Below are 25642 nucleotides of genomic sequence, written 5' to 3' on the forward strand. Positions count from 1 at the left end.
TCCCTTTTTTTATTATTCCACCTTAACTTTTTTGTTATTTGTGTAAATATTAAAACTGTCCCTCTTTACGAAACCTATGAGGGTAATGTCAAACTTATTAGCTAAATCGATAGCAAGACTTGTTGGCGCACCAACCCCGATCATAATCCCAATATCTGTCATGAAAACCTTCTGAACTAGCTCAAAATTAAGTCTCCCAGAACACGTAATAAACTGGTCTTTTGGATCAAATTGGTTTTTCTCCAAAGCACAGCCGATAAGTTTGTCTAAAGCGTTGTGTCTTCCAACATCTTCTCTTAGAGCTATCAATTTTCCATCACTGTTAAATAGACCACTTGCATGGATACCACCAGTTTTGCTGAATTCAGACTGACCTTCTCTTAAAATATCAGGTGATTGGATAATTACATCCTTTGAAATTTTAGGTTCAGAGACTTTTGTCTTTGTAGTTTTAATTATCTCGAGCGCATCCAATGAAGATTTCCCACAAACACCACAAGAGGAGTTGGTTAAGAAATCTCTTTTAATTTTTGATATATTTACATTTTCTGAATTATTAAGTGTTGCTAATATTTTATTTTGAATTTTATATTGACCAACTTTGTCTCCATAACTTTCAATACCATCAATATCATTTAAACTTTTTACAATTTGTTCATTAAACAAAAATCCTCTTACAAGATCTTCATCATTACCAGGAGTTCTCATCGTAATAGATAAAGTTTGTTCAACCCAATTATCTTTTTCTTTGTACTTTAAAGAAATCTCTAATGGCTCTTCAATAGAAACTAAATCCTCAACATCTTTAAAATTATTAGATGAATATTTTAAAACTTTATATTTTGAATTCATAAATTATTTAAAGGGATAGTTTTTTTGCAATAAATATTTGTTGATTATAATTGCGAGCAACAAAATTATGATACATCCAAATATAATTGGATTAATTAAATAATCATAAGAAGCACTTCCAATAATAACAATTATTGGGTTTCCTCCTGCAGGAGGATGAACAACATTTAATAAAATCATTAAGAAAACCCCAATACCTACTGCAAATGCAATACTCATATAAATTGGAAGTGGAATAAAATTAACAAATAACACCCCCACTAAAGCAGTTAACAAATGTCCAAAGAAAACATTTTTTGGTTGAGCAAAAGGACTTTCAGGAAATCCAAATAATAAAACCATAGACGATCCAAATGATGCTGCAATAAAATATCCAAGAGTACTTTTATAGGTTAATACTGTAAGCACTCCTATAGTGATTGTTGAAAAAAAACCTGCAATCAATGCTTTTTGCAATAATAGTTTTGTGATTTTTATCATTTAAATTTTTAATGCTTTAACAATTGTTCTTAAAGGTAAAAGCAAACATTCTTTCCTTGAAAGATTTTTCTTATCTAAAATTTCTTTAAAATCTTTCCAGTGTTTTTCTAGACTTACTTTAACATCTTCAAACAATTTTTCACCAGCTGTAACAAAATCTTTTATTTCCTTTAAGTTTTTATCCTTAATTTTTCTAGATAATAAGCTGACGGATGCTTGGCAATAAATACAAGATTTACATTGATAACCCATATCTTTTACAACGTCATCTTTGACAATTAAGCTTATTTCCATTTCATCTCCACAAATAGGATTTTTGTTTTTTGATTTGTGAGTAAAGTTTTCTAAAACTTTATTATTTTCTGTGTGAGACGCGATTTCTAAAATTTTTAAATCCATTTAATTTCTTTAATTCAACTTTGAATGTTTTATATTTTATTAATGGAACATAACAATATTTTAGGAACAGTGCTAGCAGGCGGGAAGTCACAAAGGTTTGGTGAAGACAAATCTCAGATATTGCTAGCTGATAAAATATTAATTGATTACATTTTGGCAGAAATAATTGATGAATTTAAGGAAGTATTAATAGTATCTAATAATTCAATTAAGTTTACTAATTCAGATAAAATTTCACTAATTGGAGATATTAAAAAAGATCTTGGTCCTCTAGGCGGAGTTCTTTCAGCAATGAAATGGGCAAGAGATCATAATAAAAACTATCAATGGATAGCAACTTTTCCAGTAGATACTCCTTTTTTTAAAAAAGAAATTTTAGAGCAATTCATCAATCAAATTGATGAAAATGAAAGTAGTTTATTTTTTATAAAATCAAACAATACTAGGCATAACATCTTTGGTTTATGGTCGATGAATTTATTAGATCAATTAGAAGATGATCTAGAAAAAGGAGCTAGAAAAGTTGAATTGTGGGCTAATAGTATTGGAGTTAAAACAATTAATATGGAGTTTCCAAATCAAGATCCTTTCTTTAATATCAATACAAAAGAAGATTTAGAACAAGCTAAAGAATTATTAAAAAAATGATTAGTTACGATCAATCTAGAAAAATTTTAAAAAAAGCAAGAATTAAAATTAAAGATGAAACTATATTAAGTGAAAACTCTCTTAATAGAGTGATTTCAGATAACATTTATTCAAAGATCAATTATCCAGCAGGAGATAACGCTGCGTTTGACGGATTTGCAGTTAAATCAAAAGATACAAACGGAATTAATAAAAATTCACCAAAACAATTTAAAATAATCGGATCTATTGCAGCAGGAACAAAATCATTAAATAAAAAAATTAAAAAATATGATGCTGTTGAAATAATGACAGGTGGTATAATCCCTAAAGGTTTTGATACAATTATCCCAATAGAACAAATTATTTTTTATCCAAATAAAAATAATAAAAAATACATTTTAGTTAACCAAAAAATTAAAAAGTTTAATCATGTAAGATTTGCAGGTTCAGACTTCAAAAAAGGTGAGATAGTTGTCAAAAAAAATACAATTATTCAGCCAAATCATATTTTAGCTTTTAAAACTTTGGGGATAAAAAAGATTAAAGTTAAAAAGAAGATTAATATTTTATTTTTTTCAACTGGAAACGAAATTACAGATCAAGACAAAATTCCAAATTGGAAAGTTAGGAACTCTAATAGTCATTATATAAAAAATCTTAAAGAAAACTTTTTATTTAATTTTAAAAATGGTGGAATACTTAGAGACAACCATCAAAATATTTATAAATCACAAATTAAGAAACTTATAAATAGTGATAGCGATATATTGATAACTTCAGGCGCTGTTTCTGCTGGAAAATATGACTATATCCCAAGTATTATTAGAACATTTAAATTATCCAATTATTTTAAAAGTGTAGCAATCCGACCAGGAAAACCAATTTTATTTGCCAAAATTAAAGGAAAACAAAAAGCAATCTTTGGACTTCCAGGAAATCCAATGTCATCATCTGCTTGCTTTAGATTTTTCGTTATTCCTTTCATGGAAAACATTTTAGGGTTAAGCGATGAGCAGCCTGTTAGGGCGACTTTAAAAAATAGTTTTTCTAAAAAACAGAATTTTACAAGGTTTGCAAAAAGTAAATTAAGCACAACTAAAAATGGAAAAATAGAAGTTGAGATTTTACAAGGGCAAGAGTCTTTTAGAGTAAAATCTTTTGTTAAATCAAACATTTGGTCTTTGTTGCCAGCAGGGAAATCAAAATTTAAAAAAGGGGACATCTTAGATTGTTTTTTCCCCAACCACTCTAATCAAACTTTGATTTAGAAACGTATTTTTGTTGTAGAAAAATCTTTTTAGAATTAGATTTCTACAAATGTTAGAGTTAAGAAATCCAAAACTTGCTGTTCCAATTGTACTGTTTGCTGGCATATTATGGTCATTTGGACCTTTGGTTGTAAGATATATGGATAGTCCCAATCTTGTTCCCTGGCAGTATATATTTGGAAGAGGTTTAACTATTTTTATTCTACTTAATCTCTACTTATATTTTGAAGAAGGCAAAAACTTTTACAAAAATTACTATAAAATAGGATTATCAGGGGTAGTTGGTGGCTCTGGTCTTGGAGTTGCGATGATCACGTTTATTTATTCGATAACAAACACCAGTGCTGCTGTTACTTTACTTTGTTTGGCTGCAATGCCTTTTTTTACAGCTCTTTTGGCATTTTTATTTCTTAGAGAACGAATTTCACTTAATGTTTGGATATCAATTATAATTGCTTCAGCAGGTATATTGATTATGGCAATTGGTAATACTGGTGAGAAATCTTTAATTGGTTTTGTATTTGGACTAACTTCATCGATAGGTTTTTCAGTATTTTCAGTTTCACTAAGATGGAGAAAAGAAACTCCTAAATTTACAACAGTTGCTTTTGCTGGTTTCTTTTGTTTTGTGTTTGCATCAATTATGATTTTATCTACTGGACAAGCATTCTTTGCTACAAGCTATAATAGTTCATTATTTTCACTACATGGATTTTTAGTTTGTTCAGGATTAATTTTATATTCAATTGGTTCAAAGGCTATTCCAGCTGCTGAGTTAACATTATTGTCTTTAACAGAAGTTGTGGGTGGAATATTTTGGGTTTGGTTACCAATTTTAGGAATTAATGAAGTGCCATCAACAAATACAATTATTGGAGGTTTTTTTCTGTTTGTATCTTTATTCTACTACAGCTTAATTATGAGATGGAATAAACGCTATATAGCATTAAATTAAATTATTATGGAACGACCAGATTTTTTTGAACTAAAAAATGGTGAAAAAGTAAAATTACCATTTACAGATAAAGAGTATAACGATCGAGTAAGTAAACTTAGATCAGTGATGGAAAAAAATGGTCTTGATATGATTATTTTAACATCCATGCATAACGTTGCGTATTACACAGGTTTTATTTATTGTTCTTTTGGAAGACCATATGGATGTGTGATTACTCAAGATAAAATTTCAACAATTTCAGCTAATATTGATGCAAGCCAACCATGGCGTAGATCGCATTGTGATAATGTTATTTATACAGATTGGAAGAGAGATAATTTTTTAAGAGCAATTGTATCAATTATCGGAAGAGATGAGCCTCCAAAAAACATTGGAATTGAAAATGATCATGTCACTTTAGATATGAGAGACAAAATAGGATCTTTATTTACTTTTTCTGTATTTAGTGACGTTTCAAAAGACCTAATGAAACTTAGAATGATTAAATCTGATGAAGAAATTGAGATCATTCGAAATGGTGCAAGGATTGCAGATATTGGTGGTGAAGAAATAGCTAAAAATATTAGAGAAGATAACACGGAGATCGAAGTAGCAATAGCAGCAAGAGATAGAATGGAAAGAGAGATTGTTAAAAGTTATCCAGGTGCAGAGTACATGGATACCTGGGTATGGTTTCAATCTGGTATCAATACAGATGGAGCTCACAATCCAAAGACTAATAGAAAATTAGTTAAAGGAGATATTTTATCTTTAAATACTTTCCCAATGATATCAGGATATTACACTGCACTGGAGAGAACTTTGTTTTTAGATCATGCAGATGATGCCTCCCTTAAAGCTTGGGAAGCAAACGTAAAAGTTCATAAGCGAGGATTAGAATTAATTAAACCAGGTGTTAAATGTTCAGACATTTGTCATGAGCTAAATGAATTATTTGCTGAACTTGGTTATCTGCAATTCCGAACATTTGGCTATGGTCATTCATTTGGTATGCTTTCACATTTTTATGGAAGAGAAGCTGGTTTAGAATTAAGAGAAGATATTGATACTGTTCTTGAGGAAAATATGGTGGTGTCTATGGAGCCAATGATAATGATCCCAGAAGGCAATCCTGGTGCTGGTGGGTATAGAGAGCACGATATTTTAGTAATAGGTAAAGATGGAGCAGAAAATATTACAAAATTTCCTTTCGGGCCTGAGCATAATATTATAAAAAACTAATCTTTATGAGTGAGAATAAAACTATTGTTAATAGTTGGAATGAGTGGGATCCATTAAAACATGTTATTATTGGAAGAGCGGATGGCACTTGTATCCCGGCACCAGAGCCAGCATTAGATGCAAAAGTTCCTGAAGATAGCGATATGCGAGGACAGTTTGGTCCAAGAACCAAAGACACTGTCGATAAAGCAAATGAATTATTAGACAACTTTTCAAACATGCTTCAAAAAAGAGGCATTAAAGTTGATCGACCAACACCAATTGATTTTAATCAAAAAACATCAACACCAGATTGGGAAGCAGAAACTATGTTTGGTTGTATGCCTCCAAGAGATGTCTTGTTAACTGTGGGTAATGAAATTTTAGAAGCAACAATGAGTTATAGATGTCGTTGGTTTGAATATTTATGTTATCGACCATTACTTAAAGATTATTACAATCAAGACCCTAACATGAGACACGAGTCTGCTCCAAAACCAAGACTAACAGATGCAGATTATAGAAAAGATTATCTATCGGATAAAATTGGTGTTCAAAAAAGATTAGAGTGGACTGAGAAAAAATATTTTGTAACTACTGAAGAAGAACCATTGTTTGATGCAGCGGATGTATTGAGATTTGGAAAAGATTTGGTTGTTCAGCATGGATTTACAACTAATTTAAAAGGAATTGATTGGCTAAAGAGACATTATAAAGATCATAGAGTACACGCAGTAAATTTCCCAGGAGATCCATATCCTATTCACATTGATGCAACCTTTACCCCAATAAAAGAAGGTTTAATTATTAATAATCCTCAAAGAAGATTACCAAAAGAACAAAGAAAACTTTTTGAAGATAATGGATGGGAAATTGTTGATAGTGCTCAACCAGCTCATAACGAACCACCACCACTTTGTTATTCTTCAACATGGTTATCAATGAATGTTTTAGTGTTAGATCCAAAAACAGTTTGTGTTGAGAAAAGTGAAATTTATCAAGCTGAACAACTAGATAAATTAGGAATGGAAGTGGTGCCTGTTGATTTAAGAGATGCTTATGCTTTTGGTGGAGGACTTCATTGTTGTACAGCAGATGTATATAGAGAAGGCACTTTAAAAGATTATTTTCCAAAACAATAACGATGGTAAAAATAAAAACAAAAAGAGAGCGAGTTAAATTCGCCTCCGATAATGTTGCGGGTGCTTGCCCTGAGGTATTAGAGGCAATCATTAAAGCAAATGAAGGAGATAGTACTCCTTATGGAAATGATCCTTTGTCAACAGAGTTACAAGATAAGTTTTCTGAAATATTTGAAAAAGAAGTTATTGTTTTTCCAACTGCTTCAGGAACAGCTGCAAATGCTTTAGCTTTATCTACGATGACACCTTCGTATGGAAATATTTATTGTCATAAGATGTCCCATATTAATACTGATGAATGTGGTGCACCTGAATTTTATACAGGAGGGGGAAAATTAATCCCTTTAACTGGAATAATGGGAAAAATAACTGCAGAAGAATTACATCAATCTATAGGTGGAAAAGGTATTGTTCATCACACTCAACCTTCATCAGTTAGCATTACTCAAGTATGTGAAACAGGCGAAGTTTATCAATTAGATGAAATAAAAAAAATTGCAGAGATAACTCAAAAACATAAACTAAATTTACATATGGATGGTGCTAGATTTGCTAATGCATTGGTATCTTTAGGTGCAACACCTGCAGAAATGACTTGGAAATCTGGAGTTGATGTATTGTCATTCGGTGCAACTAAGAACGGATGTTTAGCAGCTGAAGCAATAATATTTTTTAAGAAAGAATTAGTAGGGGATATCGCTTTTTTAATGAAAAGAGCAGGGCATTTATTATCTAAAATGCGTTTTGTCTCTGCTCAGTTAGATGCCTACATTTCAAATGATGTTTGGTTAAGAAATGCAAAACATGCAAATGCAATGGGCAAAAAATTAAGTGATGGTTTAAGCAAACATAATGATATTGAAATTGCTTATCCAACTGAAGCAAATGAAGTCTTCGCAAAATTTCCAAGAGAAAAAATAGAACATTTAAATTCTCAAGGTTACAAAATGAATGAAGAAGAATTGGATGGTAAAGCTGTGAGATTAGTTGCTGCTTGGAATACGAAAGATAGTGATGTTGATGAATTGTTAAACACAATTAAAGCTAGCTAGGATTTTCTTTTAAAAACTCAATATACTTCAGCACTTCATCAAATTGTTCATCAGGAATATCTTTATAACTTGCATTGAATTTACTTTTCACGCAAATAGCAACATGAGCATAGGGGTTTCTTCCTTTAGGATGATTTGGATGGTCAGGTAATTGCCCCACCAAATAATCGCCAGCTTCCTGAATAATTTTCCAGAGTTTACTTGTGTTTTCTTTGTTCATATTATTTTAAAATATTATAGTCTTTAATTATGACAGATAAAGAAATTCATCAAGGTGGCTGTGCTTGTGGAGAAAACAGATATGAAACAATTGGCAATCCAGAGAGAGCTAGAGTTTGTCACTGTAGATATTGCCAACTAAGATCAGGAAGTCCTTTTGGTGTTGGTGCTTGGTTTAAAGAGGAAAATGTAAAACACCATTCACAAAATTATAATCAATATAAATTTGTAACTGAGAGTGGAAATACTTTTGAAACAAATTTTTGTAAAAAATGTGGAACCAGTGTTTATTGGACAATATCAGCACCCGCTTTAAAAGGTTTAACAGCTATTGCAGCTGCAACATTTGATCCACCAAGTTTTTGGTTTGGTGTATCAGGTGAAATTTTTACAAGATCAAAAGCACCGTATATTGATATTAAATGTGAAGAACAATTTGAGACATCACCGACTTATAATCCAACTAAACAGGATGAAGATAGGTTTGATGGATCTAAATAGAATTACTTTCCCATAATAGAGGAAAATATTCTTCATCTAATAAATCACTATTTTCTTTTTTATATTTTTTATATATTTTAGCTGTTCCACCTTCATTTGTTGGGTGAAATTTTGCATTACTTGGAACGCAATGAGAAACAATTGCTCGTCGATTATTGCTTGAAGTATTTATTCCTGATCCATGCCAGGTAAAGCCATGGTGAAATGAAACTCCACCAGCTGGCACCTCTACATAAGCAACTTCTATTTGTTTATTATTTTTTTCAGCAAAAATATTTAATTCTTTTTTATAGTCTTCTGGTGAGTGAAATTCTCCTTTAGGAGGTTGAAGCCCCCATTTATGAGAGCCTTTTATATACTCTAAGGTTCCAGTATCTTTTGAGGTATTATCTAATGACATCCAACAGGTCATCATTGTTTGAGGAATAAGCCAATCATCATAAGCAGCGTCTTGATGAAAGCCTAATGTTTTTCCTCCTGGTGGTTTCCATAAAACATTATCCTGAACTAATCTTGTACCTTGCCAACTCATTAAACGAGAGCAAACTTCACCAATTACTTTATGACAAACTACTTTTTTTATTAAATGATCTGCTTTCCAAGCATTACAGATTTGACGAGTAACATCTTCAGGATCTTTACCGAACTTCCAATTCCACTCATCTGGCTCAATTCCTGTTTCAAAATTACCTTTAAATAAAGGCTCAAATTTATTTCTAAGATCTTCAATATAATTTAAATCTAAAAAGTTATCTAAAATCAAAAAACCATTATTATTAAATTCATCAATTAAATCTTCAGAGAGCTCAAAATTAATCATGAGTTAACCACTTTTTAAAATAGGGTTTCAATATAATTTATAAAATAATTATTTTTTTCTACGTATTTAGTAAAGCACTTTGATTGTGGAATGCTATGACCTTTGTCGCTTTCCATTTTTCTATCTACATCAGCCCATGTACAGCTTGTTGGCTTGAGGTCGCTATAATCAACAAAGTTCAAATATTTAAAATTTTTTAGAAATGACAATGTTTCTTGATCTTCCCATTTATCTTTATTGTGAGCAAATACGAGAGCATTTAATGTTTGTGAATTATTCATTATATCAATTTGCATTTGTCTAAAAGCTCCCCACTCAGGGTATTTTTTTCTCCATTCATGTTTTTTTCCTGCAAACGCAGGATTAATAGCAATTGTACCTTTAATCTTTTCAGGAAATCTAGATTGAAGATTTAAAGAAGCCCAAGCACCTGCCGAATATCCAGAAAGTATAATATTTTCAAAACCTAAACTTAATAATTTCTCTACTTCATTTAAAATTATTTTTTGTCTTTTTAAATTTTTAAATTCATCAACTAATTTAATTTTGTCATTTTCTTTTAATTGTTTTTTGTATTTTTTTTGGTTTTTAAGAGACATACCTTTTACACCAGAACAAACTCTGTAGATTAAAATTTTGTTATCTTTAATAGTTTGATTGTGAAGTTTTAAAATTGCAGGGACAACTGCACCTTGCCAAATATATCCTGGAGATGGATTTTTTTTGCAAGAGTCTTTCTTGTGATCATTTGTACTTCCGTGATTGTAAATTATAACAATAGAATTTTTTTTATTTTCAATATTTTCTATTGGATAAGATTTACCTTTTTCATCCACAAAAGAATTAATTTTTGATAGTTTATCTAAATCTTTATAATTTAAAGTCTCAGCAAAAGAATTATTTAAAAAAAATATTAAAGAAAAGAATAAAATTATTTTTTTCATAACAACTAAAAATATATACTAATTTATTTTGGTAACCACGAATTATAAAGTGGATTATCTTTATTTATTGGAAGTTTAATGTTTTTATTTTGTCTGGAAGAATCATAAACAGCGGTAACAAATTCTAAAGATTTTCTAGCGTCTGATAAGGTTACCTCATCACTACTAGATCCATCTAATTTGTTTGCAATTTCATCAAACATACCTGCATACCAAGATTGAGGATCATTTACTTTTGATAACACTTCATCAATTTGAGCTTGAGTAACAGGTGATCTTGGTAAGAAATGCCACTCGTCATCAGCTGGACTGTATGGTTTATCTGGTGATGCGCCAGACTCAGCTGTTAATCCTTCAAAACAAAATCGAAGTCTACTGGTATCGTTTGCAGCTCCAAGTGTAATTGAGCTTGTAACAAGTGTTCCATTTTCCATTTCAATTGATAAAGCTGCACAATCTTCAACTTCAATATCATTTACTCTAGTTGATAATTTTGCAAATACATTTGAAACTTGACCTAAGATCATGCTTACTAAGTCATGAATGTGTATTGAATGACTTAATATAGCTCCTCCTTGTTCACCTTCCCAAGTTCCTCTCCAAGGTTTTGAATAATAATCTTTTCCTCTATTCCAATGAGTTTCTAATGAAGCAACCAAAGGTTTTCCAGCTAAACCAGATTTTATTAATGCTTTTAATTTTGAAAATCCTAGACCATATCGATATTGGAAAACTGGAAAAATAATTTTACCAGTTTCTTTACTGATCTTTTCTAATTCATCGACTTCTTTAAGACTTGATACTAGTGGCTTTTCACAAATTATATGCTTTCCAGCTTCCATAGCTTTTTTACAAGCAGAGAAATGTAAGTGGGGTGGAAGACAAATATCAATGATATCAATTTCTTTTACTTTTAATACTTCATCAAAGTTTAGTGATACTTTTGTGTCAGTATCATTTGATAAAATGTTATCAATTGCTTCTCTTGTAATTCCACATAAAGTGTGAACATTAAATCTTTCTTTAACTTTTTTAAAATCTTCATAGTGCTTAGCACCAATGTTTGTTCCAATAATTGCGACTTGATACTTTTTCATTTTGTTTCAGCTTTTAATTGTGCTTTTATTGCAAGTTCCATTGAAAGATAAGTTAATTCCTGAGCACAAGCAGTTTCAGTTCTGTTGATTACATCATTAATTAAATTTCTAAAGTAGGGAAGCTTAACATTAGAGCAATCGATGTATTTAACTTCTTCATTATTTGCTAAATATAAATGATTACCTTTTTCTGACTTTACTAAATCTGTATATTTTCTTATCTCTATATAGCCTTTATCTCCAAGGATTAATAATCTTCCATCTCCCCATGTTGGAAGTGCATCTGGAGTAAACCAATCTAATCTAACGTAACCATGTCCACCATTACCAGTTAGGTTAACTTCTCCAAAATCTTGAAAACCAGGCTTTTCCTTTTTAGTAGTATTTTCTACAAGTGCATGATTAATTTTTGCTTCATTTGAATTTGTAAATACTAAAAATTGATGAATTTGATGTGAACCTATATCAGTAATTATTCCACCATAACTTTCTCTATCATAGAACCAATCAGGTCTTTCATAATTACCTTGTCTGTGGGGACCAGTACCAATTGTTTGCTTTACTTTACCAATTTTTCCCTCGTTTACTAATTCTTCAGCTTTAGCAACAGCTGCAACGTGAAATCTTTCTGAAAAATTAACTGACCATATTTTTCCAGTTTCTTTCACTGTTTGTTTAAGATCGTTTAGTTGATCTATAGTTGTGCAACCAGGTTTATCGACCATTACATCTTTTCCAGCTTTTAAGGCTTCTATTGAATTATGAGCTCTATCTTTTGGAACTGAAGATATTAAAATCATATCAATAGATGGATCATTTAATATTTCTTCCTTATTTTCTTTTCTTTTAATATTTGGATATTTTGAATTAAATTCTTTTAAAGTTAATGGATCACCCTCTGTCCAAAAGAATTCACAAGTGCATCCTTCTTTTAACATTTCATCTAACATGTCAAAGATGTGACCGTGATCGATACCAATAACACCAAGATTTAATGCTTTTTTCATAATTATTTTTTTATTTGTAGATAAACTTTGAAAAAACTTTCATCTGGAGATGTGCCCCAGATTTTATCATCAAGCATTCCATTAAAATAATAAATTTCTGATCTATCTTTACCACTTAAAACATCAAGTTTAATTGAACCGTTTAATTCTCCATTCGGGTTTATATCAATTTTTGCTGTTTCATAATGTTCTTTTGAACCAGTTTTTAATTTACTAGCTTTAATAAAGAAGATTAATTGACCATTTTTAATTTCAAGTTTTCCATTACCAATTTTTTTATTTTTACCATCCTCTGAAACACGATGTAATTTGAATTTATATTCTCCATCAAATAATTTTGATTTTTTATTAATTTCAGCTTTTTTTTCATCACTAAGTAAATAATCAACAACTAATGCATTTCCTTTTCTGTCTATCCAATTATTTACTGCTTCTTGAAGACTCATATCAAAGTAGTTCTTAGTATAAGTTTTATTATCCCAAGCTAGGACGTGTCCCCAATCTTCAAATCCTGAAATTTTTCTTTTGTCAGCTTCAATACTAAATCCAGCGTTATAAAACTCTAAATCTTTCTTGATTGCTTTTTTTAAAGCTAATTTATCTTTAATTGGGTCCGCATATCTGTCTCCAATATTCCAAATAAAAAATACATCCTTTATATTATTTTTTTCAAAGTTCTTTCTTGATGGAAAACAACTAGCCCAACTATCATTACAAGCTTCCATGGATCCCTTATAGATAAAGCTTCGATCATTATTTTTTTCAAAATTTTCATAAAATTTAGTTGTTTCTTCATCGAACCAGAAACTATCCACTAAAACTCTTACATTATTATACTGCCCAATTCTTTCTGCATGAAATCCAATGCCAATTGCACCCGCGGAATAACCTAAAAATATAATCTCATCCGCCTCTTTGAGCTGATCATTAAGTTGGTCTAAAACATCATTAACTATTACTCTCCCTTTAAAAGGAATTTCTTTACCATCTACAATGTTGAAATGGTTACCTTGATAAAGATCGCTAGAACAATAAGGAATAAAAACCATATTATAATTTTTATCCTCAACATCTTTCTCAATCGCCTGTCCAAAATAATGAGGTTTTAATTCAGGAGATTTCATACTGTCAGATCGTGATTTGTATTCATCAGTATTTCGTGCAACACCACCACCAGGTAAAATTATTGCCCATTTTTTTGATTTTGCTTTTTTAATTGTAAATGTAGCTTGCTCACCATTGTTACAAATAGCATCGGGATTTTTAGTAAGTTTTAACTCGTTTGAAAAACTAGAACTAATAGTAAAAATTAAAAAAAATAATGTAATAAAAAATTTTATCATTTAATAATTTTTGGATTTTTAAAATATTAGTCGAAGGCACATCTAAAACCAACATAAATTGCATAGAAATCAGATGGTTTGTATTGTGCTCCACTTTTAGAAGTCTTGGAACCTCCATACCACCATGATGCACCAGCTGTTAATGAATTGCCATTTTTTTCATCGTCTATCCATTCCCAAACATTTCCTCCCATTGCAACTAAACCATTAATTCCGTCTGGTAGTTTAGTTACATCAACATGTTTGTCATAATTTAATAATCCTTGAGAATTCATATTTTTAGCCTCATCACCACTTGGGTATTTATAGACTTTGCCTTTTTCAAATTCTGAAGAACTAAATACTTGCTTGTATGCAGCGTAAGACCATTCATCAAAAGAGGGCAGTCTACCATCTATTGATTTACAGTAATCTTCAGCTTCATATCTACTAACATGTACTGCTGGTTCTAATTCACTATCAGGATTTTCGCCGTATGGAGTTTTATATGTCCAACCAGCTCTTTTTTCCCAACCAGCACCCCATTCATATCCACCACCAGTTTTCTCTGCTTCAGTGATTAAATTATTTTTTTTGGCATAATTTTTAAATTCTTGGATAGTAATTTCATATTTATTTAAAGAAAAGTTTCCAAAATCAATTTTAGGATTTTCAAAAGCAAATGTTTTAGAAAACAAAAATAAACTCAAAATAATTAATTTCTTCATTTAATTAGTAGTTTCCTTTTTTATCTGAACCTTTGTAAAAAATATCTTGTAGATATTGATTTTCTTTTTTTTTAATTAATAAATCTTCTTTGTTCATCAACGATTTTGGTCTTTGAATTATCTCATGGTGATGAAATTCATCAACACCTCTTGCTAATTGAACACTATTTTTGCCTAATACTTGTTTAACATTGGTGCCAATATAACTTTGGATTACAAATCCAATTCTTCTGTCATTACTTTTGTTTATGCCCGAACCATGAACTATTCTTGGATGGTGCAATGACATTTGACCCGCAACAAGCTCAACAGACTTTACTTCATCATTTGGAACATCATTAACTGTTTGACCTCTTGTTAATAAATTTCCTTCATTAAATTTTTCATCATGATCTTTTATTTCTATATGTGATTTAGGCCACATTTTCATACAACCATTTTCTTCATTTGAATCTGTTAAAGCTACCCAAGCCGTAACCCAATTATGAGGTTCTAAGCCAATATATTTTGCATCCTGATGATAACTTACAAAACCTTGTTGATTAGGATTTTTTATAAACAAAGTTGTTCCACATACTAAAATATTTTTTCCAATAATACTTTCTACAGCATCTAATAGTTTTGAATTATGAACTATGGCATCTAGTTTTGGTGAAATTAAATGAGCATTATATCTTTCTGATTTATCAATTTCATCAGGCATTTCTTTTTCGATTAATTCAATTTCATCTCTTGCATCTTTTGCTTCTTCTTTTGATAGAATATCAATTGGGGCTATGTAACCTTGATCTTGGTATTCTTTAAGTTGATTTGAATTTAAATTAGCCATATGTTTTTAGAATGAATATTAGCATATCCTCTATTTATTTTTCACCAGTAAAATCAATCTCGTTTCAAAAAATTAATAAATGTGAGATTAAAAAAAATATAGGAATTATTAATGATCGATTGTTTGCATTCTCAAGACTATTAGATACTGGAAAGGCCCAAAAGATGGAACAGGAGCCTGGTGAAAGAAAATTGATAAATTTTCTTACTTTAAAAAATACACCTATGCTTAACAAATATTCATTTGAATTTAATGAAGGAAATCTTGAATTATTTAATGATCAAAAAAAAATAATTTCAATCAATCCTAATAATCCTGAAGAAGTAAGTTTAATAGAGCAAGAAGTATTACATTTAGATGACCAAGTTAAAGGTCCAGTATTTCTATTAAAGAATAACCAAAATCCTTTTTTTGATACAAATAGTGGGGGAGAGGTAATGAGCTCAATATCTTTAATAAATCACAATAGTATTAAAGACTTTGAAAAAAATATGGGCGAAGAAGTTGAGTATCAAAGGTTTAGAGGAAACTTCTACGTAAATGGTTTAGGTGCTTGGGAAGAGAGAAATTGGATAGGTAATATCATCAATATTAATGGAGTTCCTTTTAAAGTTGATGATCATATCCCAAGATGCTCAGCAACTAATTTGAAACCTAAATCAGATGAAATAACTTTTAATCTTCCTCAGAAACTTAAAGAATTTTATGACCACATGGATCTTGGAGTTTATTTAATTCCTCTAGAGGATGGTGAAGTATCTATTGAAGATAAAATTATAATTTAATTTGTGGAACTAGGTTCCTCAAAAACATTTTTTGTTTCATTTACAGCGGTATTATCTAATGTTTCTGGAGTATCTGGGTCTAATTCTAATCCAGCAGGTGTAATGGTTGCAGGAACAGGTGTAAATGTAGAATCTGGATTATCGACAGTTTCTCTTATTCTCATTCTGTATAAACCAAATGCACCAATTAATGCATGAACTACAATTAAAAATCCAAAAAATCCATTTAATCCAAACCAACCCATAAATAGCGAACATAAAATAGGACCACTTATAGCACCTAAACCAAAGATTAATTGTAGTCCACCACCAGCAGCAACGAATTTAGATTTTGGAACAAAGTCATTAGTGTGTGCAAGGTTTAAAGAAAATAATGGAAGACATAAACTTGAATAGAGACCAACCGCAATAAAGAAAACTATTTTTTTAAATGCAAGTTCATCCATATAATAAATGTTTTGTATAGGATCATTAGAAGTTAAAATTGATAATAATGCTAAAGCAGAACTTCCAAATGTTGTTACGATAATTACCCTTCTTCTATCGTATTGATCAGAAAAATATCCAATTGGTCCCTGACCTAACACTCCCGCAATTGTTGCTATAAACAAAAGAATTGAAGTTTCAAATAAAGTTAGTTTTGCAAGGGTTGCGTAAACTGAAATTAATGAAAAAAATGCAGCATGAATTACTCCAGTGAAAAAAGAACTAAAAGTGCCAAGAGGAGAGATTTCATAAAGTTCTTTAATACTAATTGTTTCAATTTTTTTGAATTTTGGAGCTGGTCTTTTTGTTAATAAAATTGGAACAAGCGCTAAAGATAAAAGTACAGATACCAAAATAAAAGGTTCATATGCTTTTGGTTCACTTAAGTTAAGTAACAACATTCCAACTGCAAGACCAAAATAAATTACCATCATGTAGGCAGATAATAATTGCCCTCTATTCTTATTAGTTGCTCTGTCGTTTAACCAACTTTCAGTGACAACATAACAACTAACTAAACTGATACCTGTTATAAATCTACTTACTGTCCACATAAATGGATTTACATAAACTACAGCAAGCAATGCACTAAGTGATGCAAGTGATGCAAAAGCTGCAAATACTCTGATGTGGCCAACCTTAGATACAAAATTTGGAGTTGTTCTAGACCCAACAAAGTAGCCGATATAATATCCTGACATGAAGACCCCTGTGGTAAAAACACTAAAGTCCTCAAGTACAGATCTAATACCCATTATCTGCATTTGTAATCCATGAGCTATCATCATGGTTCCAATACCTATAAATAGAGCCCAGGATTTTTTTACTTCTTTTTGCATTTCTAAATTTTAAGTATCAATAAATTGCGGGCTAAGTAGTTTTGGTTTGTGTTTTTTTTATGGCTAGGAATGAGTGAATAGCGATTGTTAAAATGATCACCACTCCTCCCTGAATTGTCTCCATTGAAGGTTGTTCTTTAACAACCATCCACACCCAAATAGGTCCCAAAACCGTTTCCATTAGAAAAAATAGATTTACTTCAGCTCCTGTTATGTATCTTGGAGCTAGTGTTACCAACACAAAAGGAATGGCCACACAAAGAATACACATAGCTGGAATGATATAAATATCGTTGTCTTTTAGTTCAAATGTATCAATAAAGAATAAAGCGACTAATGCTACGACCAGTTTACCAACCACAGCTGAAGGAACCAAGTTTAGACTTTTTCCAGCTCTGATGATTGTTGCTCCTGCTGCAAGACCGCATGCAGTAATAAAACCTAAAATATCACCAAAAATATTTCCTAATTTCACAGAGTCGTAAAATATATAAAGAACACTTAAAAACGTAATTGCTATAGCAATCAAAGTATTTCGATCTGGTTTTTCTTTTAAAAATATTGCACCAAAAATAGCTGACAACATTGGTGCAAGTGCAATCATAACAAGCGTGTTTGCAACATTCGTATTTTGAATTGATAGTACAAATGTAATGTTGGTTATGGAAAACGTAATAATATAAGCAACACCATAAACTGAATTTCCATAAAGTAATTTAAAAAAACTTGATTTATAAATAAACAACATTCCAACAAATACAGTTACAAATGGAATGATACCTCTATAAAAAACTAATCCCCAAGTATCTACATTTGAAAGTCTAATGAATAAACTATCAGGAGTGATAAACATCACTGCAACAAAAGCCATCAACGAACCTTTTTGTTGATCAGTTAAATTGTTCATGCTTTTAATTCTTTCCAAAAAGTTTTTGCTAAGTTTATTCCTGATAAATCAAAAAAAGTTTTAAGTCCTGTAGGAGAGGTAACATTGATGTCTCCATTTAATTTTTGATCTATAAAATCAATCCCTGCAAAATAAATATTTTCTTTTTTTAAGTCTTTTGCAATTAATTTTGAAATTTTATTTTCCTGTTTAGTTAAATTGATATTAATCGGTTTAGCGCCTTTGCTCATATTGCTTAAATAAGATCCTTTTTTAGGAACTCTAGAAATTGCACCACAAACTTTTCCATTAATTATAAATACTCTTTTATCTCCTTTATTAATCTTAGGTAAAAATTTTTGACACATAATATGATCATGTTTTTTAATAAATTTATTAATAAGTTTTGAATTAAATTTATTTAATAAGTGAATATCATTGCCACTATAACTATGAATAGGTTTGATAATTACTTTCTTATGTTTTTTGATAAAATTTTTGATTTCATTTATATCCTGAGAAAAAAGTGTATCAGGCATATATTTTAAATATTTTGTTGAATATAGCTTTTCAGAGATGTTTCTGATAGATGTTGGGTTATTGATTATTTTAACTTTATATTTAATGAAATCTAAAATGTAAGTCGTTGAAATATATTCTAAATTAAATGGCGGATCTTGACGGATTAAAATAAACTTACACTTTGTAAGGTCTAAAGTTTGTTTTTTAATGATTTTATAAAATTTCTTGTTTTGATAATTGAACTTAATAAAGAAACCTTTGGCTAAAACTTTTTTGTTAATTATTGATAGATCTTTTGGATCGTAATAAAAAATCTTATATTTATTTTGAATTTCGTTAGCTAAAAAAACACTAGTATCTGTTACAGGGTTTAAGGTAGAGGGATGATTGCCTTGAACAGCTACTATTTTATTTGTCATATAATTCTTCTAAATTTTCATCTTTTGAAAATTTACTAATCATATGATCTGCATTTGTAGTCTTATTATCAACTACATTTTGTAAATGATTTAAGAAGATAGTTTCGTTATTTCCTTTTTTACTAATGATGTCTCTTTTCTCTAATCCTTTTCTGGAAATATTTAGGAGAGCAGAAGTCCAATACAATAAATCTTTACCCATTAATTGAGTATTAAATCCTTTTTGAGGAGCTTCTAAATAAGCATTGATTATTTTATCTGTTTCCCATGAAGACACTAATTCGTATGCTTCATCTAAATTTCCATACAACAAACCAATATTAAAAGCTGGTCCAGCACATAGGCAATCCCAACCGCAGGTATCCATTGATCTAAGCTCAATATATTTCTTCAATCTATTTTCAGTAAAGATTGTGCTCAAGTGCGTTGTAAGATCAGATTCAGTTGGAAGTCTATTTCCTATTTCTTCAATTTTTCCATCCATAAAATCTTTAAATGTATATTTTCTTCCTGAAATATACTGATCATTGTGTTGAATGAATAAAATTGGAAAGCTCATTACAAATTCCGCATATTTCTCAAAATCTAAATTTTCAAAAAATAATTTAGGCAAACCTCCTCTTGAAGTGCTTTGCCATACTTTAGATCTATAAGATAAATAATTACTATTCTTTTTTTCAACGATTGATGAATTTGCAAATAGTACAATTGAAATTGGAACAATAGAATTAGCTAGTTTAAATTTTTTAATAAAATCTTCTTCCGAATTGTAATCAATATTTAATTGTGTTCCACACGTTCGATACATCATGTCTAAACTAAGCTCTCCACCTAGTGGCATGTCTTTTGTCATTAATTCATAACGTTGTTTAGGATTATTTGGAATATCTTCTAATTTTGAAATAGGATCAAAACCTGCACTAACTATTTTGATATCTAATTTTTTAGTAACTTGTTTTAATTCAAATAAATAGTCTTGAGACTCTGCACACGCCTCATGCATATGGTTTAACTTATCACCGGATAATTCAATTTGGTTACCAGGTTCTAGTGTAATATTTTTTCCACCCTTATTAAGACCAATAATATTTTCTTTTTCAAAAACAGGGTTCCAGCCAAATTCAGTTAAGGCAGTAAACATTTCTTTTACTTTTGGATAATCAATTCTTTTATTGTCATTAGTATTGAACAAGAATTTTTCATGTTCGATACCAATTCTAAAATCTTTATCTTCTTTGATACCAGATTTAAAATATTCAATAATTTTTTCTTTATTGTTAATCATGCGCTTTAGATAATGGATTTTAATTTAATTTAAAGTAAAGAATAGGGCTTTCTTGAGAATATTTTTCTCACCATTGGTGCAAATTCCTCCAATTTCATACTTTTATAGTCTGGATCAAAAGAAGCCTGGTCCCATTTCTCACAAAACTCTACAGCATCATTAAAATATTTATGATCTTTATATTTATCTCTTTGATTTTGATTCTTTCCAAGATGATGTGCATAATAATACATTTGAAACTCACCATGCTTTTGAATGATCCAATGTGTCTTTTCTGAAACATAAGGTTTCAAAACTGATGCTGCATATTCTGAGTGATTAACAGGAGCTAACTCGTCTCCTATATCATGTAACAAAGCTGCAACCACCATTTCTTCATCCGCATTATCTTTAAAAGCTCTTGTTGCAGTTTGCAGAGAGTGTTCAAGTCTAGTTATTTTGTATCCCTCTAAAGTAGAATTTAATCCACTCATAAATTTTAATATTCGATCAGCAGTGCCATCAATATATTTTTGCTCATACTCATCAAGCAACAAGTACTCATCTTTGGTTCCATTTTTCATTTCAGTAAAATTTACTGTTTTCATATTTTAATTATTAGATGCTGTACTTAATAATGAAAGTTGAGTTATTTTATTATCACCCAATTCATCAACAGGTTTAACAGGGTAATCTCCTGTAAAATAATGATCTGTTAATTGAGGATAAGCCTCATTTCTTTTGTCAAAACCAATTGCTCTATACAAACCATCAATAGATAAAAATTTAAGTGATTTTGCTCCAATATATTCACAAATTTCGTCATTAGTTTTATTTGCTGCTAATAACTCTTTTTTAGTTGGGGTATCTACACCATAAAAATCTGGATATTTGATCTCAGGACAAGCAATTCTGACATGAACTTCTTTTGCACCTGCATCATATAACATCTTAACAATCTTATACGACGTAGTTCCTCTAACTAACGAGTCATCAATTAGAATAATTTTTTTATCTTTAATTGTGCTTTGGTTTGCATTTAATTTTAACTTTACACCTAAACTTCTAATTTGTTGGCTTGGTTCAATAAAAGTTCTTCCAACATAGTGATTTCTAATTAGACCATGCTCAAAATTCATTTTTAAATGTTGAGCAAAACCAAGGGCCGCTGCATTACCAGAGTCTGGTACAGGCACTACTATATCTGCTTCAACATCATTTTCTTTTGCAAGTTCTTTACCTAAATTTTTTCTGTGTTCATAAGCTGTTTTGTTATCAAGTAAGCTATCTGGTCTTGAAAAATAAATATATTCAAACACGCATGGCCTTACTTTTCTAGGAGGGAAGGGTTTTATACTAGTTAGTTCATCATTCTCAATTAACACTATTTCACCATTTTCTACTTCTCTTATAAATTTCGCACCAATGATATCTAATGCGCAAGTTTCAGAAGCTAGCACATAGCTACTACCTAATTTTCCAATCATCAAAGGTCTAATTCCATAAGGATCTCTTACACCTATCAAAGATTTTTGGGTCATCATTACCAAAGCATATCCTCCTTGGATTTGGAATATGGCATCAATAACTTTATCAATTGTTTTTGATCTTTTAGATTTAGCAATTAACTGAACTATGGTTTCTGTATCAGAGGTAGTGTAAAAAATTGCTCCTTCTTCTACGAGCTTGTTTCTTAAAGATATTGAATTTGTTAAGTTTCCGTTGTGAGATACCCCAATTCCACCCGCGTTAGTATCTGCAAAGAAAGGCTGAATATTTCTTAAAATATTATTACCAGTAGTACTGTATCGATTATGTCCAATAGCATAATTACCTTTGAGGTTTTTTAAAACTTTTTCTTTATTGAAATTATCTCCAACTAAGCCAAATCTTTTCTCTGAATAATATTTTTCACCATCAAAAGTAACTATTCCACAACCTTCCTGACCCCTATGTTGTAGTGCGTGCAAACCTAAAGCTGTTAATGCAGAGGCATCTTTTGCATTGCTTATGCCAAATACTCCGCATTCTTCTTTTAGTTTTGGATCAAATATCTTCAATTTTTTCTTTAGATTCTTGATATGTTTTTTCATTAGGAAATTCTTCAACAAGATAACTACTACCTTTTTTCAAATATGGAAAGACGTATGATTTATTTAAATTAATTGGCCATTTATCGTAGTTATAAACAATATGCACACCAGAAAAAATAGACACACATACAATATATGCTTTTACAAACCCAAAAAAGAATCCGAAGGTAGTATCCAAGCCACCAATGCCAGTATATTTTATTGCCTTACTGATACCTTTGTTAACTAATAATACCAAAAAGATAACAACTATAAATATTGCTATTCCAAGTCCAACATCAAGAACATACTCATTATCAATTATATCTTTTACATAAGGTTTTATACGTGGAAATAAAATTAGAGTAATAACGTATGCCAGGAGCCATTTTGCCATTGAAAGGATGCTTAAGACAAACCCTTTTCTATAACAACTAATTAAAGACCATATTGTTATTGCGATATAGATTAAATCAATAATAGAGGATGCTTCAAAAAAATCTTTAAGAGCATCTACCATTAAGCATCTTTACCAAAAGGTTTAACCACCAATATCAATGCCGGCAGCAATGTTAACACCGATATCATTGCAAGTAACATTGCAAGACCTGTAAACATTCCAAAATAGATTGTTGGTATAAATTTAGACAATACTAAAATTGAAAAACCAAATACAATTGTGATTGAAGTATTTAAAATTGCAACCCCAACTGTTGAGTGACAGGTTTTTAATGTGTTGTTGTAATCTTTTAGTTTATTAAACTCTTCTTTGAACCTGTAAATATAGTGAATACTGTTATCGACAGCTATTCCAATTGTAATTGCAGCAATTGTAATAGTCATCATATCCAATGGAATTCCTAATAATCCAATAATTCCTAAAATAAAGAATGCAGCTATAAAATTTGGAACAACACCTATTAATGAAAGTTTTATATTTCTAAATAAAATAATGAACATTGAGAAAATACCAATCATAACCAAACCAAGTGTCAAAATTTGTGACTTAAACAAACTTTGTAACAAATTATTAAATAATATTAGCACTCCTGCTAATTTGTAATCATTTTTTTCTAATCCTAATTCATTTTCTAGATCAAAATTAATTTTATTAATTAAGTCATTTCTTCTTAAATTTTCCTGAGAGTCTATTATTCTAAGACTTATTCGAGCTTCATTATTTTCTATTGATAGATAAGGATCAATTATTTCTGTTTTAATACTTTCAGGTATTTTTGAATATAATACTCCCATCTCTAAAGTACCAAGTGGATTATTATTATTAAGTTGTGTTGCAACATCAATAATTGATGAAAAAGATAAAACTTTACCAACTTGTGGAAGACTATCTAAATAATTATGAACAGACGCAATTCTATCTATTTTATCTTTAGTAAACCAATATTTTTCATCATTTGTATCTTCTTCGTCTCCCCAATCTTCAAATTCATCATCTTCTTCAGATTTCTTTTCTTCTTTTTTAGGAAATTTTAAAATTACTTCTAAAGGAGTAGTTCCACCTAGTTCCTCATCAATTAGCTTCATTCCTTTGTAAATTTCAGTGTTTTTATCAAAATAATTTATAAAACTATTCTCAACCTCAAGTTTGCTAATTCCAACGACACTTAAGACAATTATAATTCCAGTGGCAGAAAAAATTGTAAATTTGTTATTTAAAGAAATTGAACCAAGTATCGATGTAATTTTAGAGTCTTGTTCTTTTTTTAGAGATACATTTCCAGTTGAAGTAAAACTTAAAAGAGTAGGGAGCAAAGTAAAAGTTATTATAAAAGATGTAATCAAACCAAAAGTCATCATCCAACCAAAATCTATAATGGGTTTAATTTCACTAAAGATTAAAGATAAGAAAGCCAAAATGGTTGTTAAAACTGTATACAATATAGGCCAAAACATTTTGCTAGTTGTTAAGGAAATGATTTCAAAGTTATTTTTTGATGGAAAATTTTTTTTAAGCTGAAGAAACCTGGTACTCATGTGAATATTCATTGCCATTGTAAGAATTAGCATCAAGGCAATAAAGTTTGATGAAATAACAGTTACTTTCCATCCAAGTAATCCAAGTAGGCCCATCATAATAATTACAGAGAAAAAACAACTACTTATAGGAACAATAATCCAAATTAGATTTCTAAATACAAACCAAAGAGTTGCTATAATAAATAATAAAACTCCAATACCAAATACAATGATATCACTTTTAATAAAAGTCATCATATCATCTGCAATCATTGGAATTCCACCTAAGTAAATTTTTCCAACATCTCCATAACTTTGAATTACTTGTCTTATCTCTAAAATGTTTTGATGATTTTGTTTTTTTATCTGATCTTTAAAATTTTCAATTTCTTCTCTAGATTTATTTTCAATGTCTTCTAATTTTTTATTTTGTTTGATGTTAACAATGATTCCACTTGTCTTACCATCTTCACTAATTACAAAATTTCTAAAAACAGGACTGTTTAAAATTTCACTAAACCCTCTTTCTCTATCTACTTCTTCATCTTTCAAAGTTTTAAAGCTTTCTAATCTTTCCTGAAGTGGTGCATCTGAATTGTTTAAAAGCGGTATGTCTAAAAGTGTAATAACACTATGAACCCAATCTAAACTTTGAATTTTGTATTTTATGCTCAATAGATTGTTTATTGAGGAATCTGTCACCATTCCTTCATTAGGAGTGTAGGTGAGAACTAAAAATTCCTTAGACCCGTATCTTTCAGTAATTTCTTGCAAGTATGCAAGATCTGGATCTCCATCAATTAACAATGTTTCTGATGAAGCATCTAGCCTAAAATCTTTAGAATAATAACCAAAGCTTAAAATAGAGATAAGAAGCAATATAAATATTGCCTTTGGGTTCCTTAAAACTAAGTTTTGATACATTTGAGCTAACATTAGCTCTT

At 30.1% G+C, this 25642-nt stretch carries 27 protein-coding genes; 8 read left to right on the forward strand and 19 right to left on the reverse strand.

Features of this window, described 5'->3' with window-relative positions; genetic code table 11:
* Nucleotides 1-12: 12 nt before the first annotated feature.
* The 3 genes from fdhD to ACTTBE_RS07750 are packed head-to-tail and all read right to left on the reverse strand — an operon-like array spanning nucleotide 13 to nucleotide 1731.
* On the reverse strand, nucleotides 13-852 hold the full coding sequence (fdhD, locus tag ACTTBE_RS07740; RefSeq protein WP_440677840.1) for a formate dehydrogenase accessory sulfurtransferase FdhD: 840 nt from the start codon (nucleotides 850-852) through the stop codon (nucleotides 13-15).
* 3 nt (nucleotides 853-855) lie between these two features.
* Complete coding sequence (locus tag ACTTBE_RS07745; RefSeq protein ID WP_440677841.1) at nucleotides 856-1332, reverse strand: HPP family protein; 477 nt, start codon at nucleotides 1330-1332, stop codon at nucleotides 856-858.
* The gene (locus ACTTBE_RS07750; RefSeq protein ID WP_440677842.1) at nucleotides 1333-1731 is read right to left on the reverse strand and encodes an iron-sulfur cluster assembly scaffold protein; all 399 of its coding nucleotides are present in this window, start codon (nucleotides 1729-1731) and stop codon (nucleotides 1333-1335) included.
* A gap of 24 nt (nucleotides 1732-1755) precedes the next feature.
* Here ACTTBE_RS07750 and mobA point away from each other — a divergent pair, with 24 nt between their 5' ends.
* Genes mobA through ACTTBE_RS07780 form a run of 6 tightly spaced genes read left to right on the forward strand, consistent with a single transcriptional unit; the run spans nucleotide 1756 to nucleotide 7981 of the window.
* Nucleotides 1756-2379: a molybdenum cofactor guanylyltransferase gene (gene mobA / locus ACTTBE_RS07755; RefSeq protein WP_440677843.1), complete on the forward strand. Its 624-nt coding sequence runs from the start codon at nucleotides 1756-1758 to the stop codon at nucleotides 2377-2379.
* Nucleotides 2376-3629 (forward strand): molybdopterin molybdotransferase MoeA, encoded by a 1254-nt coding sequence (locus tag ACTTBE_RS07760; RefSeq protein WP_440677844.1) that lies wholly within the window; start codon nucleotides 2376-2378, stop codon nucleotides 3627-3629. Before mobA ends, ACTTBE_RS07760 begins: the two co-directional genes overlap by 4 nt.
* Nucleotides 3630-3678: 49 nt before the next feature.
* A complete protein-coding gene (locus ACTTBE_RS07765) occupies nucleotides 3679-4584 on the forward strand; it encodes a DMT family transporter (protein ID WP_440676078.1) in 906 nt (301 codons plus the stop codon).
* A gap of 6 nt (nucleotides 4585-4590) precedes the next feature.
* Nucleotides 4591-5808 carry an aminopeptidase P family protein gene (locus tag ACTTBE_RS07770; RefSeq protein WP_440677845.1) on the forward strand — a complete coding sequence of 406 codons (1218 nt, stop codon included), beginning with the start codon at nucleotides 4591-4593 and terminating at the stop codon, nucleotides 5806-5808.
* A 5-nt stretch (nucleotides 5809-5813) separates the two neighbouring features.
* The gene (locus tag ACTTBE_RS07775; RefSeq protein ID WP_440677846.1) at nucleotides 5814-6929 is read left to right on the forward strand and encodes a serine/threonine protein kinase; all 1116 of its coding nucleotides are present in this window, start codon (nucleotides 5814-5816) and stop codon (nucleotides 6927-6929) included.
* 2 nt (nucleotides 6930-6931) lie between these two features.
* On the forward strand, nucleotides 6932-7981 hold the full coding sequence (locus ACTTBE_RS07780; RefSeq protein ID WP_440677847.1) for a threonine aldolase family protein: 1050 nt from the start codon (nucleotides 6932-6934) through the stop codon (nucleotides 7979-7981).
* Here the strand turns inward: ACTTBE_RS07780 and ACTTBE_RS07785 are convergent.
* Nucleotides 7974-8201, reverse strand: a complete 228-nt coding sequence (locus ACTTBE_RS07785; RefSeq protein ID WP_440677848.1) for a hypothetical protein — start codon at nucleotides 8199-8201, stop codon at nucleotides 7974-7976. The genes ACTTBE_RS07780 and ACTTBE_RS07785 overlap by 8 nt on opposite strands.
* Before the next feature lie 29 nt (nucleotides 8202-8230).
* Here ACTTBE_RS07785 and ACTTBE_RS07790 point away from each other — a divergent pair, with 29 nt between their 5' ends.
* Complete coding sequence (locus ACTTBE_RS07790) at nucleotides 8231-8701, forward strand: GFA family protein (protein ID WP_440677849.1); 471 nt, start codon at nucleotides 8231-8233, stop codon at nucleotides 8699-8701.
* Here the strand turns inward: ACTTBE_RS07790 and ACTTBE_RS07795 are convergent.
* From ACTTBE_RS07795 to ACTTBE_RS07825, 7 genes are read right to left on the reverse strand one after another with little or no spacing between them, the layout of a single operon-like run.
* Nucleotides 8694-9521: a phytanoyl-CoA dioxygenase family protein gene (locus ACTTBE_RS07795; protein ID WP_440677850.1), complete on the reverse strand. Its 828-nt coding sequence runs from the start codon at nucleotides 9519-9521 to the stop codon at nucleotides 8694-8696. The genes ACTTBE_RS07790 and ACTTBE_RS07795 overlap by 8 nt on opposite strands.
* 14 nt (nucleotides 9522-9535) lie before the next feature.
* Nucleotides 9536-10465, reverse strand: a complete 930-nt coding sequence (locus ACTTBE_RS07800; protein WP_440677851.1) for a hypothetical protein — start codon at nucleotides 10463-10465, stop codon at nucleotides 9536-9538.
* Between the two features lie 23 nt (nucleotides 10466-10488).
* On the reverse strand, nucleotides 10489-11562 hold the full coding sequence (locus ACTTBE_RS07805; protein WP_440677852.1) for a Gfo/Idh/MocA family protein: 1074 nt from the start codon (nucleotides 11560-11562) through the stop codon (nucleotides 10489-10491).
* On the reverse strand, nucleotides 11559-12569 hold the full coding sequence (locus ACTTBE_RS07810) for a Gfo/Idh/MocA family protein (protein ID WP_440677853.1): 1011 nt from the start codon (nucleotides 12567-12569) through the stop codon (nucleotides 11559-11561). The genes ACTTBE_RS07805 and ACTTBE_RS07810 overlap by 4 nt, the downstream gene beginning before the upstream one ends.
* A 2-nt stretch (nucleotides 12570-12571) precedes the next feature.
* Complete coding sequence (locus tag ACTTBE_RS07815; RefSeq protein WP_440677854.1) at nucleotides 12572-13912, reverse strand: pectin acetylesterase-family hydrolase; 1341 nt, start codon at nucleotides 13910-13912, stop codon at nucleotides 12572-12574.
* 26 nt (nucleotides 13913-13938) lie between these two features.
* Nucleotides 13939-14619, reverse strand: coding sequence for a formylglycine-generating enzyme family protein (locus ACTTBE_RS07820; protein WP_440677855.1), 681 nt, complete (start codon nucleotides 14617-14619; stop codon nucleotides 13939-13941).
* A 4-nt stretch (nucleotides 14620-14623) separates the two neighbouring features.
* Nucleotides 14624-15448, reverse strand: coding sequence for a phytanoyl-CoA dioxygenase family protein (locus ACTTBE_RS07825; RefSeq protein ID WP_440677856.1), 825 nt, complete (start codon nucleotides 15446-15448; stop codon nucleotides 14624-14626).
* 11 nt (nucleotides 15449-15459) lie between these two features.
* On the opposite strand from ACTTBE_RS07825, the gene ACTTBE_RS07830 reads away from it, so the two are divergent.
* Entirely contained in the window at nucleotides 15460-16233 is a 774-nt protein-coding gene (locus ACTTBE_RS07830; protein WP_440677857.1) for an MOSC domain-containing protein, read from the forward strand.
* On the opposite strand, the gene ACTTBE_RS07835 is transcribed toward ACTTBE_RS07830, so the two are convergent.
* The 8 genes from ACTTBE_RS07835 to ACTTBE_RS07870 are packed head-to-tail and all read right to left on the reverse strand — an operon-like array spanning nucleotide 16230 to nucleotide 25634.
* Entirely contained in the window at nucleotides 16230-17558 is a 1329-nt protein-coding gene (locus ACTTBE_RS07835) for an MFS transporter (protein ID WP_440677858.1), read from the reverse strand. The two genes, ACTTBE_RS07830 and ACTTBE_RS07835, sit on opposite strands and share 4 nt — an antisense overlap.
* Before the next feature lie 31 nt (nucleotides 17559-17589).
* Nucleotides 17590-18465: a DMT family transporter gene (locus ACTTBE_RS07840; protein ID WP_440677859.1), complete on the reverse strand. Its 876-nt coding sequence runs from the start codon at nucleotides 18463-18465 to the stop codon at nucleotides 17590-17592.
* The gene (gene gshB / locus ACTTBE_RS07845) at nucleotides 18462-19385 is read right to left on the reverse strand and encodes a glutathione synthase (protein ID WP_440677860.1); all 924 of its coding nucleotides are present in this window, start codon (nucleotides 19383-19385) and stop codon (nucleotides 18462-18464) included. The genes ACTTBE_RS07840 and gshB overlap by 4 nt, the downstream gene beginning before the upstream one ends.
* Nucleotides 19375-20670 carry a glutamate--cysteine ligase gene (locus ACTTBE_RS07850; protein ID WP_440677861.1) on the reverse strand — a complete coding sequence of 432 codons (1296 nt, stop codon included), beginning with the start codon at nucleotides 20668-20670 and terminating at the stop codon, nucleotides 19375-19377. Before ACTTBE_RS07850 ends, gshB begins: the two co-directional genes overlap by 11 nt.
* Before the next feature lie 29 nt (nucleotides 20671-20699).
* On the reverse strand, nucleotides 20700-21257 hold the full coding sequence (locus ACTTBE_RS07855; RefSeq protein ID WP_440614654.1) for an HD domain-containing protein: 558 nt from the start codon (nucleotides 21255-21257) through the stop codon (nucleotides 20700-20702).
* 3 nt (nucleotides 21258-21260) lie between these two features.
* On the reverse strand, nucleotides 21261-22742 hold the full coding sequence (gene purF, locus ACTTBE_RS07860; protein ID WP_440677862.1) for an amidophosphoribosyltransferase: 1482 nt from the start codon (nucleotides 22740-22742) through the stop codon (nucleotides 21261-21263).
* The gene (locus ACTTBE_RS07865; RefSeq protein WP_440677863.1) at nucleotides 22696-23241 is read right to left on the reverse strand and encodes a CvpA family protein; all 546 of its coding nucleotides are present in this window, start codon (nucleotides 23239-23241) and stop codon (nucleotides 22696-22698) included. The genes purF and ACTTBE_RS07865 overlap by 47 nt, the downstream gene beginning before the upstream one ends.
* Entirely contained in the window at nucleotides 23241-25634 is a 2394-nt protein-coding gene (locus ACTTBE_RS07870) for an efflux RND transporter permease subunit (protein WP_440677864.1), read from the reverse strand. The genes ACTTBE_RS07865 and ACTTBE_RS07870 overlap by 1 nt, the downstream gene beginning before the upstream one ends.
* Between the last annotated feature and the right edge of the window lie 8 nt (nucleotides 25635-25642).

The sequence above is a fragment of the Candidatus Pelagibacter sp. HIMB1587 genome (genome assembly GCF_052047775.1).
Classification (GTDB): Bacteria; Pseudomonadota; Alphaproteobacteria; order Pelagibacterales; family Pelagibacteraceae; genus Pelagibacter.